This window comes from Planctomycetota bacterium (assembly GCA_016207825.1).
GTDB lineage: Bacteria > Planctomycetota > MHYJ01 > JACQXL01 > JACQZI01 > JACQZI01.
On the sequence record JACQZI010000012.1, the window covers coordinates 32,593 to 52,702 of the forward strand.

Consider the following 20,110-nt stretch of genomic DNA (forward strand, 5'->3'; position numbering starts at 1 on the left):
ATTACCCCTGCCCATAACAGTTATACTCTATACTGGCAATATACTTACTTCCAGCCTATAACAGTTACCGCCATCCCCTGCAACAGTTACCCTGCTCCTCTACGACGGTTATACTCTCCCTCGGCAATATACGCTCTCCCCTGGTCAAAAAAATATACATATTTCTGGCAGATATTACTTGACAATGCCCTCGTATTAAATATACTTGTTATCCAATTGGACAGATGAACTGCCCATAAATGCCAAGGAGGCATATAGTATGGAAAGCGTATTATCGTTTCTGGCACTCTATCCCTTCTGGTCAACGGTTGTCATTTCTTTAGTCATCTTCGCCTTAGCCCATATCATTCTGGCTAAAATATACCGCGCCGGACTTAAGCCTACCATCATCGCCGGCTTGGCCTGCGGGCTGATTGTTATCGGATTGCTCCATTACGGGGTTATTACGGATAATCAGTTTTTTGCCAATCTCATGGGCGTTTTTGCCGGGATTGTTATGTGGTCTCTGTTCGGCGAGATAATGGAAACGCTTCAGGGGAAATTCAATATCACCACCCATGTGGAAATCGGCTACGGTCACCTGCCTTTCCTTATCCTTGGCAGCTTAATCTGGGGTTTGATTATCCATACCGAGGCTATCGAGAACCCGGTTATCTTCCAGTTCTTATTCACGGTTTACGCCATCTGGCTGGGGCACGTGATATTGCTTTCTCTCTATTATCATCCGTGGCTTGGTGAACCCCTGAAATCGCCCGAAGTAAAGGCATCCAAGTTAAAAGTGACCTTGACCATATTGACGCTTCTTGTCTACGCAATAATCCTCATTATTATGGCACTCAAAGCGCCGGATTATTCCATTAAGACGCAGGTCAGCACGGCTTTATGGTTTGTGCTTTTGGCGTGGAGCTTTATCGAAGTTGCCAAGAAGTATTTTTCTCTAAAGTTGTGGTGATATTAGTCACGGAGGGCACAGAGCGGGTTATTTATTTTCCTTTGTGTTCTTTGTGCCTTTGTGGTGAAGTATCTATTTAAATTTATTTACTGAATATCGGCAGGTATTCCGAAGGCAGTTGCAGGATAAGCGTTGCCATGGATGTTGCGTAGGTTTCGCCGACATCGTCTTCCCAGTGGCCGTCGTCTTTCTGCCCGCCCAGGACTCCGGGTAGCATGATATCCGTATACTGTTTCCACTGTTTTTCGCCCGCCTGGTAGAGCGCCTGGGAAAGGTAATAATGGGTGTAATAAAAATGATACGGATAATGGTTGTTTTCCGGGACGGGGATGGGATATTGCTGGTTGGTCAGAATCCAGTTTAGCCCCTGTATGACTTTGGCAGAGGAGTAATCTCCCGCGCTCATAAGGGCGACGACGCCCGCCGCGGTCAGCGCCTGGGATGTCCGCGCATCGGCATCGAGCTGGTATTTGAAAGAGCCTTTTAAAGGCCCTTCGGCGGTATTGGCGGAGTCATGGACGTATTTCATGGCTTTTTCAATCACGTTCTTGGGGACGGCAATGCCGACATTCCTTGCCGCGCGCAGTGCCTGAAGCGTCGTGACCGTCACCGAGATATCCGCGTCAATGGGCGAGGGCTGGTAGCGCCAGCCGCCGTCCTTGTTCTGGCACTGGACAATCAGGTTGACGGCGTTTTTGAGCTTGGTCTTGACGTCATCCCGTGGGCTCATCCCGTAAATTTCTGCCAGGAACATGGTGGCAAAGGCGTGCTCATACATCCTTGTGCCGTATCTGGTGATGTAGCCGTCGCTTTCTCGGCAGGAATCGAGTATGAATTCCAAAGTTCTTTTGACATTATCCCCGTATTTGCCGCGCCCGGGAGTGCTCCCCTGCGCCAGGAAGGACATTCCGCCCAGTGCGGTGACCGCGATATTATCGTTTGTCTCTTTGCCGATGTAGCCTTCGTTGAGTTTGCATCCTATTCTGCAGGTCCAGGAGCCGTTTTCGTTCTGGTGCTCAGCAAGCCATTTTAACCCCTTTTCCGCGGCGGTTTTTATCAGTTTCTTTTGCGCCTCTTCCGGGGTAGGCTTGGTGATTTCATCGGATATCAGCGTGCCGATAAGCACCAATAACCAAATCCCAAATCCCAAATAAACATCAAGATTTTTCATAATTAAAATCTAATGGTACAAGTATATCGTATTATCCTGAATCACGCAAAGCCGGTCGCCGATGACCCGTATTTCCGGCTGGCCGCTGCTTTTAAGCTCGCCTTCTATTTTCTGGATTTCTTTACCCGTTATCTTATCAAATATCATGATTATTGGCAACCATTTTTTATCGTCAGGGTTAAAGGCTGACACGTTGATGATTATATGATTATCGGTAAATAATACCTGGGAAACGGTTGAAGCCGTGCCGGTTTCAAGGCTGATTGTTTCCTTCCATTCTTTTAGCTCAAGCGTGTTTTTGATTGGGTGTCCGGATATTTGTATTTCGTTGCTATTTCCTTCATTGAGGGCGATGATATAAGCCATCCGTTCGTCAACACCGATATCACTTATGTAGACAGGGCATTTTATGCCGGAAGCGGTTGGTTTGCCGGTTGCGCGTTCCAGCATGTTAAGTTCAAAGGCTACCTGCGGCATCGGTTGATCAGGTGTCTGGTTTTCCCGTGTGGTGAAGAAGAACAGGTGCGTTTCATTTGCCTTGACGGTTTCGGGGAGGATGTCAGCCGGGGTAGGGGATTTCCAGAGTATCTTTTTATTATCAATATCATAGGCAATAATCCTTAAAGTAGTAAAGAGGTATAATTTACCGGACTGGTCGTAATGATAGTTGCGTAATTCTTCCGAATTGTTTTCCGGTTTTACGGAATTAAGCATTTTCCCGGTGCTTTTATCCAGCACGATGGTGATGTTTTTAAATACAGGCAGGATGATTTCTTCATCATAGATGATTATCGTATCAAGTAAGCTATCCGCAAAGGGGAAAGACCAGAGTTCTTTGCCGTTGGAAATATCGAATACGGTAAGGCGGTAATTCATGGGGTTTTTGGAATCCTGGGTAATGAGGAAAAGATGGCTTTCCCATAATTCGCCCCGGACGAGTATTTCGGATTTACTGCGGAGGTCGATGAACCAATCAGGCGCGCTCCTCTCCGCTCCGCGGGACGACCCCACTCCGCTTTGCTTCGGGGACACCCCATTATCGGGAGTCTCCGTAGGCGGGGGCGCATCATAAGCCGCAATTGCCTCACGGCTTAAGGCAATGATTTTGCCGCTTACCCGGAAGGCAGAAGGAAGGAGTGTTAAGCCCGTCTTTTTTGTCCAGCTTATCTTGGCGTCGGAATCCAGCCCGATTATTTTATCTTCAACAATAAGTATAAGATTGCCCGAGTTGCCGGATGGGAAATCCGCTTGGTCGTTAAGTGATACGGTTTCGCTTTCGGTATTCGTATGACTGCCTTTTAGTTTCAAGGGCGGGCTGAAAGGCTTCAGTGTTTGTTTGTCCGCCTGCAGGTAGGCGTATTCGGGCGAATCCAGTTTGGTTTTTACATATTCTTTAAGGCTTAATTGCTTGTTCTGGATGGTAATCACGGTATCAGGCGGGAATATTTTAAGCATCTTTTTCAAGAGTGTCTTGGCAGTGCCGAACATCAGGGTTTTTTCATAAGATTCCGCCAGTTTCAGATAAACCGGAAGGAGATGCGCCGATGAAGAAAATGTTTTTATGAAAAGCATCCCGTTTTCCGTTGCGTCCGCATAATCCTGTTTCTGGTAAGCGCTTTCCAAGAAGTTATAAATGATGTCCTCGGCTGAACGGCTGTTTGGGTAGAGCTTATAGATTGCCATGAGCTTGATGCGGTCGGCGGAGCTTTTTGCCACCTCGTAAAGCGTGCGGGCTTTTTGCTCCTGTTTTTCGTAAACGGTTGACCCTATTTTAGTAATGACGGAATCAATCGCCAGACGGGCGAAATCCCAGATCCGTTCGCCGTTATAGGTTTCATCAGGCATTTTTTCTATCAGGAGCTGGTATTCCCGGACGGTATTTTCCCACTGTCCTGATTTTTGATAGGCTTGGACGAGTTCAAGGGTGGTTTCCACAAAGGAATACGGGCCGGGCGAATAGGCACGGGCTTTTTCCAGACAATCAACGGCTTGGTTCGTGCCGGTTATTTCGTCTGATTTCGCCCATTCAAAATATGTGCGGTGAAGGTGGTTATTGATTATATTGGTGAGTTGACCGGCATTGGGATTCTTTTCTGCTGCGCTTAACCCCTGTTTGAATAAAGAAACGGCTTCCGAATATTTCTTGTTCTTAAGGGCAAGCGTGCCTATCTGTTGTATCAGGTAGGCATCATCCGGCTTTTCCTTCAGTTGTCGCTTGAACCATGTTTCCATTCCGGACCAGTCGTAAAAGGCATTGACCGTCCCCTCGGCTATTATGATTAAGACGTTATCCGATATGAGGATGTTTCCGGCCGGTATATTTACGTTTACAGTAACAGGCGGTGTTGTGTTCGGATCAATGATAACCCCTGTATTTGGGAAAGAATTCCATTCCCATGATGCCTGTAATTTTTTAGTAGCCAGGTCAAACATCATCAACGCATTCCGTGCAGGCAAATAAATCGATTGGTCGGTTAGTCCTCCCTTTCCTTTGAACTGATTTTCATAAGTCCAGGCGCGCTTGCCTTCTTTTGAGATATCAATCCCGATGACGCTGTTTTCCCCCTCGAGATACAGGATATTATTTTTTATGCCCAGAACATAACGCACGGGCGACAGGGGGCTTCCTTCCCATTGCCAGAGTTCCTTGCCGGTTTCCCCATCAAGCGCGTAAAGATAATTAGAATCGATGGGGGTGGCGATCAGGATGTGTTTATCAGACACCTGGGTTTTTATGAGCGGGTTATTCGCCCAGAGAAGCGGTAGTCTGACCGGGCTGTCACCGCGGGTGACGGTTATTTCCATCTGGTTGTATTTTTTCACCCATTTTATCATGCCGGTATGTTTATCTACTGCGGAAATTACGCCGACGTTGGATGAATAGTAGATGCTGTCATCATCAACCGTAACCATGGAAGGCATTATTTCCCGCGCCGGATTATTGAATAGGTTTACTTCCAGGATTCCAGAGGTGACGAATGTCTTCCAGTATAGCTCGCCGGTAGAGGCATTGAAAGAGCAGAGGTATTGCTGAGGCAGGTCGGTATCGTTTTCGTTATAAACCGCCACGGCATAGACGCAGTTATAATCAACGACCGGGGGCATTGGGAAAGATGCTTTCTTAAAGAAATCGCGTTTATCGGTTTCCTCGCCCGCCGACCAGATGATTTTTCCGTTGGAGGCATTCAAGGCGAAAAGTGTCCGGTGGGGGAATGGGTATTTTACATCAAGATAATAACTGGGGTAAATTTGTTCCTTAAGGCCTCCTGAGGTGGAGGTGATGAGGTTGGCGAATACCTTGTCCTGCGAAACGGTTATAGGAAAAACCGCTCTTTCTTCATAAACGGGGTTATTGAAAAAGCCGCTCTCCACTTTCCAGATGATATCAGGTTGTTTGCCTTCATTAAGGGTAATGAGATTCAATGCATAAACCGCGGTTTCCGTTCCCAGATAAAGTATGCCGTTATGAACCGAAGGGAAATAGGGCAGGTATCTGTTTTGGGGGAGCAACTGCCCGGAAAATCCGATGTTAGATGGGATAACGCGGTTTGAAGGTATATCAAACGACCACATCAGGGGCGGTTGTGTTTCAATGCGGGAGCCCATGGTTTTTGAGTGGCGGTTATCGCCTCCGTAGGTATCCCAATCACCGGTTACGGCCAGTTCCATGGATTTGAGTTTGGCTAATTCCCCTTTGGCGAAATCAGCCAGGAGCAAAGCGGAATCATGTTTAAGTATTTTCATTTCGGGATAATCTTTCAGGATAAGTTCGTAAAGTGTTTGCAAGCGGTCTATTTGCCTCAAGCGGCTGTAGCAGATTGCGCGGAAGGCAAGCACTTGGTTCATCGGGATTTCTTTTGAGTCAGTTTGTTTAAGTATGCCGGTAATGGTTTCCAGAAGGTTACCGGCCTTATCAAATTCCTCTTTTTCCATACGGGACAAGGCGGAAAGGTAAGTGGATTTAATCCCATAAGAAGTGTAAAGGTAACGTTCGACAAGCTGGTTTAAGAAACCTTGATCGCCGGTTGTCTGGGCGGTTTCCAGGAGCGTCCGGGCTGAAGGGTCGAAGATATCGCGGTAAGTTTTTTTTCCTTCAGCCGGCAAGTTTGACAATAGTTGCCGGCAAAGATACTTAACCCCAACAAAGGTATTAGGCTCTTCTGGATAAGGAACGATATTTTCAGGATATTTTTCCATGGCTTCTTGGTATTTTTTCACAGCATTGGTCCAGTCGCTGTTTTTAGCCGCTTCAAGCCCGGTTTCTATTAGCTTGACGGCGTCCGCACTGATGGGGACATAAGCCCGCGAGTTTATTTTGCCTTCAGCCGGTTCATCTTGGGCTTTAGATAAGGCGGTATATAAAAGCTGGCAGGCAATGAGCGCCAGGATAATAAAATAAACCTTTAGCGGTTTTTTCATATACAAAATATACGAATGATAAACCTGTTTCGTTGGCGGTATTATAAGAAAAGATGATGAAACCGTCAAATCAAAACATGGTAATAGTAATATCGAGCATCTTTTTTATCTAATAAAAAACGGACGGTTTTGCTCCCGTCCGTTTATTGGTTTTTATCAAGAGTATTATTTTTTACGCACGTTCAAACGTTCCACTGCTTCCATAATGAAATTTAAAATGAGGTTTTGCAGGGCATATTCATCCGAAGCGTCTTTCTGTTTGCCGAAATGGCTCAATACATGCATTACCTGCCCTCCCGTTTTTTTACCCACGACATAGCCGTCATTCCCTCCTGTTGACGCTGAAGGCGCTATGGGTTGCCCGCCCGGCCCTGCCGCAAAGGTAATTGCAACGGCGCCGCTTTTCGGGTCGTCCGTTTTAAGGTCCTCTGAAACTATTAAGATGACCACTTCATTTGCTCTTAATACCTTAAGGTCGGGAGCATCTGCATCGATTTTCCATTTATTTTCTCCGATGCTCGTGCGCTTGACGGCTATTGTGCCGCTGCCGTCGTCGGCGGGGTTATCGTTTGAGCCTGCAGCAGGTTTGGGCTTGTCAAAGACATCTTTAAGATAAGGGTGGGTTGTTTGCCCTGGTGCCGGGAAAATACCCACGTTCTTTTCAGCCGGGTAATATTTTGTATGTCCCACCACGCCTTTCCAGGCGCGTTCGACCACTTCTTCCAGAACCCAGTCCTCGCTGAAGAAATAACCGCCGTTAGCGACGAAATTCCTGATTTTCTCAACGCCTTTTTGGCTCAACATATTAGCGAAAGGGGTGTGCTTATCGCAACCGGCACAGGTAACGCTGCGCAGTCCGCCTTTCTGGTCCGAAGCCTGGCAGGTCGGGCAGACACAATGCTCACGGATATGGTTGCAGTTCATGATAACCACCCATTTGTCATCTATTTTATATGCCTCCGTATCGAATTCTGATTTCTTAACGACTGTATGCGGTATTTTCATCCGTTCAAGTATGCTTTGGATATGGTCATAATTATGGTCCCAGCCTTTTTCCATGGTTTTACCGATTCTTTCGCAACCGGGACAATCGCTGTTGATGACAATTATTTTGTCTTTGGGTATCCTGCGTATGCCTGCTTGGACGGCAACGGTTTTAAAATCCAGCGCTGTTCCCGTGCCTTCTCCTGTTACTTCCGGTTTTACGAAGAGCGCATCCTCATTATCGTTCATGTGTTTTTCCCACCATTTTTGGATATTCTCGGCGGTCCAGCCGATAGAGTTTCCTGCTAAGGCATGCAGGCTTTCAATGGTTTTCTTGGTTAAATCCTGGTCTTTTTGGCAGTCTTTGCTTTGCAGGAATTCAACCAAAAGAGCAATAGCGTTCTTGTTTTTGGTTAGCCCCAGGTTGATAACTGCTTGTTCGCGCAGGGCTCCGTTGCCTTTTTCAAGTAGTTTTTTGAAGAGTTTTACCAGCCCGTCTGAATTATTATCTTTTAAAACGGCCGTGATATCCCGGCTGACCGGCCTGGTTTTATTGGTAATAATATAATCGGCCAACTCCTCAAAAGCAGATACGTCGGTAAACAGGGGGAATCCTTTGACGACTTCCCAATATGCCTGAAACTGCGTATCCGCAGAAATTCTGCTCAGTTGTGAAATGAGTAATTTCATGGCTTTATCGTTATTGACTCCCGCTATATTCTTGACCGCGGCTCGTATTTTTTCTACGTCATTGTATTGAAGCGCCGAATTAAACCCGCTCTGCGCCTCGCTTAAAGCATCGGCCGCCTGCACAGGCTTTATCCCGAAAATAGCGATGGTAATGAGGATTAAAGCCGGTATGTAAAGACGTTTCATAAATACAATCTCCTTTCATAACCATTATATTATATCATAATACTCAATACATGTCAGCCTGTCAACTAATAAACGCCTCAAGGGCGAGGTTCTTCCCTTATATAATACAATCAAAACAGCCAAAAGTTTTGATAAAAATAATATTTTCGTTAAAATTACCGGAGGTCGTCCAGGCTCTTTTTAAGCTTGCCAAATTGCTCGGCCAGCGCGGCATTTTTTGCTTCTTCCTTGGCAAGGATTTCCGGAGGTGCGTTTTTCCTGAATTCGCGGTTGGATAGCTGTTGTTTGGAGCGGGTAAGCTGCTCCTCGGCTTTAGCCAGCTTATTTTGGAGCCGCTTCTTTTCCGCGTCTAAATTGATGATTCCTTCCAGGGGAACAAAAACCTCCACCTTGTATTTGCCTTCGCTTATAACTTCGGTCGCCGAGTGGTCGGGCTTTTTCGCCTTTACCTTGATATCCGTAGACGAGATATTGGCGATGTGTTCAATCATCTTGCGGTGCGTTTCGATAATGCCAGTCGTTCCCTTATCTGCCGTGGAAACGATGATGGAGAGCGCCTGCTTTTTATCGATATCCATTTTATTCCGGATATCGCGCACGGCGCGGATTATTTCCATGACCAGTTTCATCTCATCTTCGGCTTCTTTATAAATCAGTTTGGAATCGCTTTCCGGCCAGGGGGCAATCATCACGGATTCCGACCAGCCGCCTTTTTCCCGGAAATTCTGCCAGAGCTCCTCGGTGATATGCGGGATAAGCGGATGCAATAGCCGTAAGATAGTATTAAACAAATGGAGCAGATTGGATTTTAATGCCTTATCTCCGCCCGGCTCTTTGCTGTAAAGCCGCGGTTTTATCATTTCCAGGTACCAATCACAGACATCGCCCCAGAAGAAGTGGTAAACCGAATGCGCCGCCTGGCTGAATTCATAAGACTCCAGCGCTTTAGTATAATCGGCAATGGTCGAATTAAGCCGGCTTAAAATCCATTTGTCCTCGAAAGATAATGAGCAATTAGCAGGTAACAGTGAACATTGTTCATTGCTCATTGTCACTTCTTCACTAGTAGGCAGATTAGTCAGTATCAGTCTTGAGGCGTTCCAGAGCTTATTGCAGAAATTGCGGCCGGAGACATAAACCTCTTCGGAAAGGTTGATATCGCCGCCCAGCGGGATATTGGTCATGATGCCGAACCTTAAGGCGTCGGCGCTGTATTTGGTCATTAAATCTATCGGGTCGGGAGAGTTTCCGAGCGACTTGGAAAGTTTCCTGCCCTTGTCGTCCCGTGCGATTCCGTGGATATAAACATGCCTGAACGGGACATCTCCTCCGAATTCAATGCCCGCCATTATCATGCGCGAAACCCAGAAGAAAAGGATGTCTTTTCCGGAGTTAAGCCAGGCGGTCGGGTAGAAATATTTCAGTTCCGCTGTTTCCTTGGGCCAGCCGAATACCGCGAAAGGCCACAGCCACGAGGAAAACCAGGTGTCCAAAACATCCGGGTCTTGTGTGAGTTCCGTATTCCCGCACTTCGGGCATTTGGCGGGCTTATCTTTGCTTGCAATCGGAGGACATTGTTCCGATGTTTTATCCCGATGGTCATCGGGGCGTCGCTTCGCTCCGCAGTACCATATCGGGATTCTGTGTCCCCACCAGAGCTGTCTGGAGATGCACCAGTCGCGGATGTTGGTCATCCATTCCATGTAAACCTTATCCCATCTTTCCGGGAAGAATTTTACCCGGCCGTCTTTCACCGCCTGGATGGCCGGTTCGGCCAGCGGCTTCATCCTGACAAACCACTGGAGCGAGAGATATGGTTCTATCATAGTCTCGCAGCGGTAACAGTGCCCGACTGCGTGCATGTGCTTGTCTTTTTTATCGTATAAGCCCTGCGCTTCCAAATCCGCAATGACTTTCTTCCGCGCCTCGAATCGGTCCAGCCCTTTATAAGCCCCGGCGTTCTCGTTCATCTTGCCGTCCGGCCCGATGACCTTTATGAAAGCGAGATTATGCCGCTGTCCCATGGCGAAGTCGTTCGGGTCGTGTGCAGGCGTCACTTTCACCGCGCCCGAGCCGAATTCCGGATTGGTGAAGGAATCCGCGATTATCGGGATTTCCCGGTTTACCAGGGGGAGTATCACCGTTTTCCCGATTAAATCTTTATAGCGCTTGTCATCCGGATGGACGGCAACCGCGGTATCGCCCAGCATCGTTTCCGGGCGGGTGGTTGCGACCATTATTTGAGTAACATCCGCGTTCTTATCTTTCATCGGATACTTTATCCAGTAAAGCCCGCCTTCGATATCCCGGTGTTCCACTTCTTCATCGGAAAGCGCGGTCTGGCAGCGCGGGCACCAGTTGATAATGTAATCCCCCTGGTAAATCAATCCTTTTTTATAAAGCCGGATGAATACTTCCATCACCGCCTTGGAATAATCCTCATCCATGGTAAAGCGCAAGCGCGACCAGTCGCAGGAACAGCCGAGTCGCTTCAATTGCTGGATAATGGTATTGCCGTATTGTTCCTTCCATTTCCAGACCATTTCGACGAACTTCTCGCGCCCGATTTTATGGCGGCTGAGGTTTTCCTTGCGCAGGCTTTTCTCGACCGCGTTCTGGGTGGCGATGCCGGCGTGGTCTGTTCCCGGAATCCAGACGGTGTTATAACCCTGCATACGGCGGAAGCGCGTCATGATATCCTGCGGTGTTTCGTCCATCACGTGGCCCATATGGAGTATGCCGGTGACGTTGGGCGGGGGAATCACCACGGCGAAGGGCTTGTGCTGGGCATCGACCTTGCCGTGAAAATAGCCCTTTTCTTCCCAGAACTTATAGATGCGTTCTTCAACCGTTTGAGGATTATATACGGATTCCATATTTATTATTAAATCTTTTTACCGGGATGGAAGCCGATTTTCGGCTTAGGTTTCTCTTCTTCGGACATCAGCTGTCTAATGGCATCAAATACCGCCTTAAATTGGATATCATATTTCTTTTCCAGTTCTTCCAGCTTTTTGGCTAATTCTTTATGGGATGAAAGTATCCGGCGCAGCTTGACAAATGCTCTCATTATAGTAATATTAACCTGAATGGCGCGTTTGCTGTTTAAGATGCCGGAAAGCATTGCTACCCCCTGCTCTGTAAAAGCGTAAGGAAGGTATTTTGAATGAGAGCCTCTCTTTAAGGTGCCAAATTGGCACCTTAAAATTTGACGATATTCTTCCCTTGTTATTGTAAACATGAAATCAATTGGGAATCTTTCTATGTTTCTTTTAACCTGCCTTTTCAGTTGTCTTGTTTCCACTCCGTAAAGGCGTGCCAAGTCGTCATCTAATATAACTTTATGCCCACGTATAAATAAGATGGCATCTTCAATCCGCTCTACAGGAATTAGAGATGTTTCTTTCATGAATTTATCTGCTTTATCAGCTTAATCCGTGTACAATAAATTAAAGCTATGCTATAAAACTATCTTTTCCCTCGGCAGTCAATGAAAATAGGGTCTATTGTGGCTCGGTTTAGCTTGTTTTTTCATTATATTTAGTGTATAATAAATAAACGTGTTTCCAGACGTGATAAAGCCGATAATATTACTTTGATAGCTAAAAACTATGGCAAGATTGATTGACCTTTCGAAAGTCCGCAATATCGGCATCATGGCGCATATCGATGCCGGCAAGACCACCCTGACCGAGCGAATCATCTTCTTCACCGGCAAGTCGCACAAGATGGGCGAGGTGCACGACGGCGAATCCCAGATGGACTGGATGAAGCAGGAAAGGGAGCGCGGGATTACCATTACCGCGGCGGCGACCACCTGTTACTGGAACGACCACCGGATTAATATCATAGATACCCCTGGTCATGTGGATTTCACCGTGGAGGTCGAGCGGAGCCTGCGTATCCTGGACGGCGCGATTGCCGTATTCTGCGGGGTGGGCGGAGTGGAGCCACAATCAGAAGCCGTCTGGCGCCAGTCGGAAAAATATAACGTCCCCAAGATAGCCTTTGTCAATAAAATGGACCGCGTCGGCTCGGATTTCTTCGGCGTCCTTAAGACCATAGAGGAAGACCTCCAAGCCAACGCCATCCCGATGCAGATACCCATCGGCAAAGAGGATTCTTTCCGCGGGGTGGTTGACCTCGTGGAAATGAAGGCATATGTCTATGATAAGGATTCCGAGGACAAGGATTTCCGCGTGGAAGAGATTCCGGCGGATTATCTCGAACTCGCCCTGCAATACCATAATATCATGGTGGAAAAAGCGGTGGAGCTGGATGACACGCTTATGGAAAAGTTCCTTAACTCAAAGGATAAAATAACCGCAGCCGAACTTATCCCGGCTATCCGCAAAGGCACTATTGCCAACAAAATCGTGCCGGTCCTGTGCGGGACCGCGTTTAAGAATAAAGGCGTCAGGAAACTCCTCGACGCGATAACCATGTATCTGCCTTCGCCGATGGAGTTGCCAGCGGTTATCGGGCACCATCCGGACGACGCGGAGAAATCGATTTTCCGCTGCGCGGCGGATACGGAGCCGTTTTCCGCACTGGTTTTTAAGATACAGTCCGACCCGCATATCGGCAAGCTTATTTATTTGCGGGTTTATTCGGGACATCTTGAAACCGGTTCTTACATATACAATGCCACCAAGCGCCGCAAGGAGCGCATCGGCAGGATTCTCCAGATGCACGCCAACGAGCGCGAAATCATACCTGAAATATTTGCCGGTGATATTGCCGCGGTTATCGGGCTCGACCACGCCACGACCGGCGATACGCTCTGCGCTGACGAAGAGCAGTCGATTATACTGGAAGCCATCGAGTTCCCCGCGCCGGTTATCGCCATCAGCGTCCTTCCTAAAAGCCGTGCGGATAAGGATAAGCTGGGCAAAGCCCTTAACCGTCTGGCAGAGGAAGACCCGACCTTTACCGTCCACGTCGACCAGGAAACCGACGAAACCATCCTTTCCGGAATGGGCGAGCTGCATCTGGAAATAATCGTTGACCGCCTGAAAACCGAGTTTGATATAGAAGCCGAAATCGGGCATCCCAAAGTCGCTTACAAGGAAACAATTATTAAAGAAAGCCGGGAATCATATAAACATATCAAGCAGACCGGCGGCCATGGGCAGTATGCGCATGTCGAGCTGGTTATTTCCCCGGTCCAGGCGGGTGGCGGCTTTGAGTTCGAAAGCACCATCCACGGCGGCGCTATCCCAAGGGAATATATTCCGGCGGTGGAAAAAGGCGTGATAGAAGCCATGCAAAAAGGCGTCCTTGCCGGCTTCCCGGTGGTGGATGTCCGTGTGGAACTGGTGGACGGCTCTTTCCACGAAGTCGATTCATCCGACCTTGCCTTCCGCACCGCGGCGAAGGAATGTTTCAAGCGCGCCTTTAAGAAATCAATTCCGGTGCTCTTGGAGCCTTATATGTCGCTCGAAATAACCACGCCGAATGAATACATGGGCAGTATTGTCGGGCATATCTGTTCAAAGCGCGGCAAGGTATTGGGAATGGAGGCGCGGGGCGACCTGCAGATTATAGATGCCGAAGCGCCGCTGGGCGAGATGTTCGGATACGTCTCGACCTTGCGCACCTTAAGCAGCGGCCGGGCTAATTATTCCATGCATTTTGAAAAGTATATCCAGGTCCCCTTGGCAGTCGCGGAAGAAGTCATCAAAGAAAAGAACGCGAAATAAGCTTCTATCATCCTAAAACCTCATTTAATTGAGATACAAATCAATATAAGCGTTTTAGACTGCACCTAGGGGGAGGGGGGTGGGTTCCTAAGCGGTATTAAAAATCTACCTTAGCTGTGCCAAAAAACTGCTTTATATGTGCCAAAAATCCTCCTCTACTGTGCGCAAAATATTCCTATGCTGTGCGAAAAATCTATCTTAGCTGTGCCAAAAATCTTCCCGCGCTGTGCTTAAAATCATCCTACACTGTGCTTAAAATACTCCTATACTGTGCCAAAAATCTTCCTCAGCTGTGCCAAAAGTATTCCTATGCTGTGCTTAAAATCTTCCTTATAGGTGCTAAAAATCTACCTCTGATGTGCGAAAAAGATAGGCGTGAAAATTAAAGCTCGTTAGGTGTGGAGACTGTTCCCTTTATGATTACTCAGCGTTAGTTATAGATGCTTGAATGGTAAACATTATTGGTTCAAATTCATAAATTTCCCATAATATCAAAATGATAGTTTCGTTTAGCTTTCTTAATGACCATGCGATTCTTTCGATTAAAGTGGTGGTTGATAGTATTGTAATTTGCGTCATGAATTCCCGAAACAAGAAAGTTAATTTTCTGATTGAAGACACAAATGATTTAATTGTGGCACTATCTAATTTCTTATGTGTCTGTAGACTTTTCTGGATTACTGAAACATTTTTAGTATCAATTATATAAGATTTATCTTTCCCTCTTAAATTTAGATAGTTCTTTTTGTCAAGAACAAATTCCTTCAACTGTGTTGAATATAACACATAATCTAACTCGACATAATCCTTTAAAACCTCGCAAATTGTTTGTTTGATATCCTCTAAACATCCCGCCGGATCGCTTGGGCTTAGGGAAAACAATGTGTCGCTCCATTTGTCCGCAGCATAATTTTCCTTCTTTGCGTTCTTAATTAGTCGTTCAAATTTCTTTATATGATAAACAATATGAGTTAATAACGAAGATATGTTTTCTGCCCATATATTACATTCAGCCGGGCTTAACAAATCAGAAGCTTTTTTCGGTTCTAGCGAAAATATATTTTTGATGTTTGTTTGAATTTTAATTTGCAATCTTCTGAAATCGTTTTTACTCATATTATTATTTCTTATTGCAAACTGTTCTTAATTGTTTCTTTTTCCTTGTGTTCTCTGTGCCCTCTGTGGTTATATTGGTTTTATCTTACGCTTTTAAGAAATTTCTGCAATCTTTTCATTCCTTCTGCCAGGTTTGGCATGGAATTGGCATAGGAAAACCTGATGTTCCGGTTACTGCCGAAGGCGTCCCCAGGCACTACCGCGATATGCGCCCGCGTCAGCAACAATTCGCAGAGTTTTACCGAATCGGGAATCGTATTTCCTTCATAGGTCTTGCCGAATAGTTTGGAGACATTCGGGAAGGCGTAAAAAGCCCCTTCCGGCTGGTGGCATTTTAAGTGGGGCATTGCGTTAAGCGCTTTGTAGAGATAACTGCACCGCTTGGCGAATTCCTGCTTCATCTTCCGGACAAACGGCTCGCCTTTCTGGTATGCCGTCACCGCCGCATACTGGGCAATCGAGGTCGGGTTGGAGGTGATGTGCCCCTGCATCTGGGCCATCAGGGAAATGAGATACGCCGGCCCGGCGGCAAATCCGATTCGCCAGCCGGTCATGGCATAGGATTTGGAAACGCCGTTAATCACCACGGTCAGGTCTTTAATCTTATTGTTAAACGAGGCGATGGAGACATGCTTGGCATTGCCGTAAATAAGTTTTTCGTAGATTTCGTCGGAGATGACAAAGAAATTCTTCTTAACGGCAAGCTCGGCAATGGCTTTTAGCTCCTTGGGCTCGATAACCGCGCCGGTCGGGTTGTTGGGGCTGTTGATGATGATTACCTTTGTCCGGCGGGTAACCTTGGCGGCGACATCCTTTGCCTTCAGGCGGAATCCGTTGGCTTCGTAAGTCGGCACAAAGACGCATTTGGCTTCGCTCACCTTGATTTGTTCCGGATAGCTTACCCAGTAAGGAGTCGGAACGAGCACCTCGTCTTTCGGGTTGCAGATTGCCTGTATGGCGTTGAAAATGGCGTGCTTGGCGCCTGCCGAGACGATTATTTCCGAAGGGAGATAAGTGAGGTCGTTATCTGCTTTCAGCTTTTCTATGATGGCTTTTTTAAGCGCCGGGATGCCGCTGGTTGGGGTGTATTTGGTAAAGCCCTTGTTCAATGCTTCTATAGCAGACTGCTTGACGATATCCGGCGTATCGAAATCCGGCTCGCCTACCGAGAAATCTATGATATTGATTCCGTCTGCCTGCATCTGTTTTGCCTTGGCGGAAATACCCAGCGTCACCGATTCGGTTAGCGCGCTTATTCTGTGGGAGAGAATCATATGCTTGCTCCTTTGTTATAGTTAATTAGTTGATTAGTGAATTAGTTAATTAGTTTTAAATACAGTTAATTAGTAAACTAGTTAATTAGAGAAGTAGTTATTCCTTTCGTAAAGATTTAATGTAGCTACTGATGCCTTTGCCCAAACCTTCATAAGATTTATCCATCCTTGAGAAGGTTTCTTCCGGGATATATTTTCTTCCCAAAGCAACCCTTAGGTGGCTTCTGGTTTCTTCCGCTTCGCCCCGAGCTGTATAAAGGACGCGGATTTTATCCGCAAAGTAATACCGGCCGTGGGATTCCGCAATATTAGCGATAACGGAATTAGCCGAGTTTCTCAGCTGGGTGGTCAAGCTGTATAATTCTTCTTTGGGGAAACGGCTTGTTATATCATAGACATTCATTAATAAGTCATAGCCGTTTTGCCATATCTTTAAGTCGTAAAACGATCCGGCCATAATCCCTCTTAATTAACTATTTAACTAATCACTAATTAACTTCCTAAGCCTATTCTCGATTATCATGTCATCCGTAAAGTTATTCATTAATAGTTCTTTTGGAGAGACGCCTTTTAAAGCTTCAGCAGGAAGGAGTCCGATAAGTTCACTTTCCATTACGGAGGTTCCGAGTTTTTCGGCCTCTTTTTTTACCGCTTCGAATACGGTTTTCAATCCGGTCCTTTTGTAGTTTACGAGGTTCATGGTTACCTGCGCGATCTTTTTATCATCAAGGAATATGCCCAGAGCACGGACCGCGGGCAGTCCGCCGCTTGATTCGCGGATGGTTTTGGCTATTTTCTTGGCTATTTTTACGTCAGAGGTGTTGAGATTGATATTATAAGCAATCAGGAAAACCCTGGCGCCGACCACGGTTGCACCGGCAGTCGAATGTATCTTCTCCGGCCCGAAATCAGGTTTCCTTTCCGGTTTCTTGCCGATTTCCTCGCGGATTCCTTCAAACTCGCCCTGCCGGATATAAGCTAAACTCTTGCGTTCCGGAACCGTTGCCGCTTCTTCATATAGGTAAATGGGAATCTGGAGTTTGTCGGCGATTTCTTTGCCGAGCTCTTTGGCAAGCTTGACGCAATCCGCCATGGTATTGCCTTCAAGCGGGATAAAAGGGATGACGTCCGTCGCGCCCATCCTGGGGTGTTCGCCTTCGTGCTTGTTGAGGTCAATCAATTCCATGGCCTTTTGGGCGGCGGCAAAGGCGGCCTGTTTTACGGCAGTTGCTTCGCCCACGAATGTCACGACCGAGCGGTTATGGCTTTTATCCATCTCGCGGTCCAAGAGAGTAACGCCTTTGATTGATGTTATCGCTGAAATGATTTTATCGAGTACTTCGGGACGCCTACCTTCGCTGAAATTCGGAACACATTCTATCATTATGACCCTTTCTATTTATCAGTTCTATAAGTAAACCGTCACCATGGTCCAGAATGGATTCCCGCTTTCGCGGGAATGACAACATTACGTATTTTTTATCTCCGCATGGCATTCGGGACATTCTGAGACATTCTCGCTGACCAGCATCCCGCATTTGGGGCAGTTGATAAAGGTTTTCCCGCAGGGCTTACAGAAAGCGGATTTCTTATCCACAGGGCTATTGCAATACGGGCAGGCGCATTCCTCGGCATGCCCTTCCTCTTCCGCGGCGTGTTTTACGGCAGCCTCTGCTTCTTTCTTGGGCTTGCCTTTATTAAGATAGTTTTCAATCGCTTTGTGGAGCGCGTCCGCGCCGAGATTAGAGCAGTGCATTTTCTGGGGAGGGAGCCCGCCCAGCTTTTCGGCGATGGATTTGCGGGTGATTTGCAGGGCTTCGTCGATGGTCTTGCCTTTAGCCATTTCGCTTGTCATGCTGGAAACGGCAATCGCCGCGCCGCAGCCGAAGGTCTTAAACTTGACATCGACGAGTTTCTTGTCTTTCACCTTGATGTAGAAGGTCATCATATCGCCGCAGACCGGGTTGCCGACCTCGCCGATGCCGTCCGCATCCGGTATTTCGCCGACGTTTCGCGGATTCCTGAAATGTTCCATTACTTCTTCTGTGTATCCTGTTGCCATACTTTCCTCCTTAATTAAAGTCTATAAGGCTAAGAGTCTAAGAGGCTAAGAGTTAATATTAGTCTCATAGGCTTTTAGCCTCTTAGGCTTCCTTTCCCATTTTATACGCATCTTTCAGCGCGGTCGGGTGTTTGGTTATATTATCTTTATATTTAGCCAAGCCGATTAGGAGTTGTCCGCTATACTTGGCATCAAGCGCGTCAAAGAAATACTTGACTGTCAGCTTGGCGCCGTCAAATACCTTTTTCCCTTTCGTCGCCGCAGTGGATATAAAGTATCCCTTCCGTTTGGAGCTTGGAGCTTGGAGCTTGGAGCTTCGGGTTTCAATGATGTATTTCCGCGCCCAAAACGCCTGGCATCTATCCACCAATGCCTTTGCCTGGGCGGTTAATCCGTAAAAGAATATGGGCGAGGCAAGCGCAATCACATCTGCTTTTTCTATATCTTTATAAAGTCCTGTCATTTCGTCTTTAATACTGCAATTGCCGGTTTTCATGCAGGCGTAGTATTCCATGCAGGGAGTGATTTTCATCTTGCCGAGGAACACTTTCTGTATTTGGGCGCCTTTGGCTTTAGCGCCTTTAAGGAATTCATCCAGCAATTGCTGTGTGTTCCCGTTCTTCCTTGGGCTTCCGTAAATTCCCAATATTTTCATTATAATCTTGCCACTAAGGCATCCCGTTCCTTTCGTCAGGGACTCCCTATAATTGGGTATCCCCGAAGTAAAGCTGAGCGGGGTCAAGACACTAAGATTATTTTTTAGCAGAATTAAATATAGCTAATGCTTTTTTCACATCGGCTTTTTCGTGTATAATCGCCTGAAGCGCTTTTGCCATGGCGACCGGCTGCGGGCTTTGCCAGATGTTCCTGCCCAGGTTTACGCCTATGGCGCCTTTTTGCATGCCGTCATAGACGAATTCCAGCACCTCTTTTTCCGTCTCGCATTGCGGGCCACCCGCCATAACTACCGGGACCGGGCAGCCGTTGACCACTTTATCAAAGTCTTTGCACCAATAGGTCTTGACCACCCGCGCGCCTAATTCCGCGGCAACGCGGCAGCAAAGCGCCAGATACCGCGCTTCCCGTTTTTCCAGTTCCTTGCCCACGGCGGTCACTGCCATTACCGGGATGCCGTATCGCTCGCAATCGTCCACGAGTTTGGCGAGATTAAGAAGAGATTCCTTTTCGTAATCGCTCCCGATAAATACGGATATGCCGACTGCCGTGGCATTAAGCCGGATGATTTCTTCAATTGAGGTGATAAGCCCTTCATTTGCCAGGTCTTTGCCGACCATGGTCGCGCCGCCGGAAACGCGAAGGATAATCGGTTTCGCCTTGACCGCATCGATGCTTGCGCGTAGAACCCCTCTGGTAACAAACAAGGCGTCGCAATAGGGGAGGAGCGGCTTGGCGGTCTCGTCCGGCTTTTCCAAGCACCTGGTCGGTCCCTGGAAATATCCGTGGTCTATCGGCAAGAAGAAACAATGTCCGTCAGGCTGGATAAGCTGGCTTAACCTGTTTTTCGTTCCCCAATCCATATGTCCTCCTTTTAAA

General features: G+C 47.2%; 14 protein-coding genes. 2 read left to right on the forward strand and 12 right to left on the reverse strand.

From position 1 onward, the window contains the following. Positions 1-259: 259 nt before the first annotated feature. The gene (locus HY811_06440; protein MBI4834438.1) at positions 260-952 is read left to right on the forward strand and encodes a hypothetical protein; all 693 of its coding nucleotides are present in this window, start codon (positions 260-262) and stop codon (positions 950-952) included. A gap of 82 nt (positions 953-1,034) precedes the next feature. On the opposite strand, the gene HY811_06445 is transcribed toward HY811_06440, so the two are convergent. From HY811_06445 to HY811_06465, 5 genes are all read right to left on the reverse strand, one after another. Then, positions 1,035-2,123: a terpene cyclase/mutase family protein gene (locus HY811_06445; protein ID MBI4834439.1), complete on the reverse strand. Its 1,089-nt coding sequence runs from the start codon at positions 2,121-2,123 to the stop codon at positions 1,035-1,037. Between the two features lie 9 nt (positions 2,124-2,132). After that, positions 2,133-6,542 carry a PQQ-binding-like beta-propeller repeat protein gene (locus tag HY811_06450; GenBank protein ID MBI4834440.1) on the reverse strand — a complete coding sequence of 1,470 codons (4,410 nt, stop codon included), beginning with the start codon at positions 6,540-6,542 and terminating at the stop codon, positions 2,133-2,135. A gap of 165 nt (positions 6,543-6,707) precedes the next feature. Then, positions 6,708-8,402, reverse strand: a complete 1,695-nt coding sequence (locus HY811_06455) for a hypothetical protein (protein ID MBI4834441.1) — start codon at positions 8,400-8,402, stop codon at positions 6,708-6,710. Between the two features lie 155 nt (positions 8,403-8,557). Further along, on the reverse strand, positions 8,558-11,278 hold the full coding sequence (locus HY811_06460) for a valine--tRNA ligase (protein MBI4834442.1): 2,721 nt from the start codon (positions 11,276-11,278) through the stop codon (positions 8,558-8,560). An 8-nt stretch (positions 11,279-11,286) separates the two neighbouring features. Further along, positions 11,287-11,811 (reverse strand): ORF6N domain-containing protein, encoded by a 525-nt coding sequence (locus HY811_06465; GenBank protein MBI4834443.1) that lies wholly within the window; start codon positions 11,809-11,811, stop codon positions 11,287-11,289. A 202-nt stretch (positions 11,812-12,013) separates the two neighbouring features. On the opposite strand from HY811_06465, the gene fusA reads away from it, so the two are divergent. Then, on the forward strand, positions 12,014-14,104 hold the full coding sequence (gene fusA / locus HY811_06470; protein MBI4834444.1) for an elongation factor G: 2,091 nt from the start codon (positions 12,014-12,016) through the stop codon (positions 14,102-14,104). A gap of 420 nt (positions 14,105-14,524) precedes the next feature. Here fusA and HY811_06475 read toward each other — a convergent pair whose 3' ends face one another. The 7 genes from HY811_06475 to lsrF all read right to left on the reverse strand — a co-directional run bounded on the left by HY811_06475 (position 14,525) and on the right by lsrF (position 20,094). Continuing rightward, positions 14,525-15,220 carry a hypothetical protein gene (locus HY811_06475; protein MBI4834445.1) on the reverse strand — a complete coding sequence of 232 codons (696 nt, stop codon included), beginning with the start codon at positions 15,218-15,220 and terminating at the stop codon, positions 14,525-14,527. Positions 15,221-15,300: 80 nt separating this feature from the next. Next, entirely contained in the window at positions 15,301-16,494 is a 1,194-nt protein-coding gene (locus HY811_06480) for a pyridoxal phosphate-dependent aminotransferase (GenBank protein MBI4834446.1), read from the reverse strand. A gap of 97 nt (positions 16,495-16,591) precedes the next feature. Further along, positions 16,592-16,951 (reverse strand): four helix bundle protein, encoded by a 360-nt coding sequence (locus HY811_06485; protein MBI4834447.1) that lies wholly within the window; start codon positions 16,949-16,951, stop codon positions 16,592-16,594. Between the two features lie 24 nt (positions 16,952-16,975). Continuing rightward, positions 16,976-17,893 (reverse strand): glutamate formimidoyltransferase, encoded by a 918-nt coding sequence (gene ftcD, locus HY811_06490; GenBank protein MBI4834448.1) that lies wholly within the window; start codon positions 17,891-17,893, stop codon positions 16,976-16,978. A 69-nt stretch (positions 17,894-17,962) separates the two neighbouring features. Beyond that, positions 17,963-18,556: a Fe-S cluster assembly scaffold protein NifU gene (nifU, locus tag HY811_06495; GenBank protein ID MBI4834449.1), complete on the reverse strand. Its 594-nt coding sequence runs from the start codon at positions 18,554-18,556 to the stop codon at positions 17,963-17,965. A gap of 82 nt (positions 18,557-18,638) precedes the next feature. Further along, a complete protein-coding gene (locus tag HY811_06500) occupies positions 18,639-19,211 on the reverse strand; it encodes a flavodoxin family protein (GenBank protein MBI4834450.1) in 573 nt (190 codons plus the stop codon). A gap of 97 nt (positions 19,212-19,308) precedes the next feature. Then, positions 19,309-20,094, reverse strand: coding sequence for a 3-hydroxy-5-phosphonooxypentane-2,4-dione thiolase (lsrF, locus tag HY811_06505; GenBank protein MBI4834451.1), 786 nt, complete (start codon positions 20,092-20,094; stop codon positions 19,309-19,311). Positions 20,095-20,110 lie beyond the last annotated feature (16 nt).

Bases quoted from the DNA above. Each gene is read 5' to 3' on its own strand.
- HY811_06460 (MBI4834442.1), bottom strand. From the start codon at position 11,278: ATGGAATCCGTATATAATCCTCAAACGGTTGAAGAACGCATCTATAAG.
- HY811_06455 (MBI4834441.1), bottom strand. From the start codon at position 8,402: ATGAAACGTCTTTACATACCGGCTTTAATCCTCATTACCATCGCTATT.
- HY811_06465 (MBI4834443.1), bottom strand. From the start codon at position 11,811: ATGAAAGAAACATCTCTAATTCCTGTAGAGCGGATTGAAGATGCCATC.
- HY811_06485 (MBI4834447.1), bottom strand. From the start codon at position 16,951: ATGGCCGGATCGTTTTACGACTTAAAGATATGGCAAAACGGCTATGAC.
- lsrF (MBI4834451.1), bottom strand. From the start codon at position 20,094: ATGGATTGGGGAACGAAAAACAGGTTAAGCCAGCTTATCCAGCCTGAC.
- HY811_06440 (MBI4834438.1), top strand. From the start codon at position 260: ATGGAAAGCGTATTATCGTTTCTGGCACTCTATCCCTTCTGGTCAACG.
- HY811_06475 (MBI4834445.1), bottom strand. From the start codon at position 15,220: ATGAGTAAAAACGATTTCAGAAGATTGCAAATTAAAATTCAAACAAAC.
- HY811_06500 (MBI4834450.1), bottom strand. From the start codon at position 19,211: ATGAAAATATTGGGAATTTACGGAAGCCCAAGGAAGAACGGGAACACA.
- nifU (MBI4834449.1), bottom strand. From the start codon at position 18,556: ATGGCAACAGGATACACAGAAGAAGTAATGGAACATTTCAGGAATCCG.
- HY811_06480 (MBI4834446.1), bottom strand. From the start codon at position 16,494: ATGATTCTCTCCCACAGAATAAGCGCGCTAACCGAATCGGTGACGCTG.
- fusA (MBI4834444.1), top strand. From the start codon at position 12,014: ATGGCAAGATTGATTGACCTTTCGAAAGTCCGCAATATCGGCATCATG.
- HY811_06450 (MBI4834440.1), bottom strand. From the start codon at position 6,542: ATGAAAAAACCGCTAAAGGTTTATTTTATTATCCTGGCGCTCATTGCC.
- HY811_06445 (MBI4834439.1), bottom strand. From the start codon at position 2,123: ATGAAAAATCTTGATGTTTATTTGGGATTTGGGATTTGGTTATTGGTG.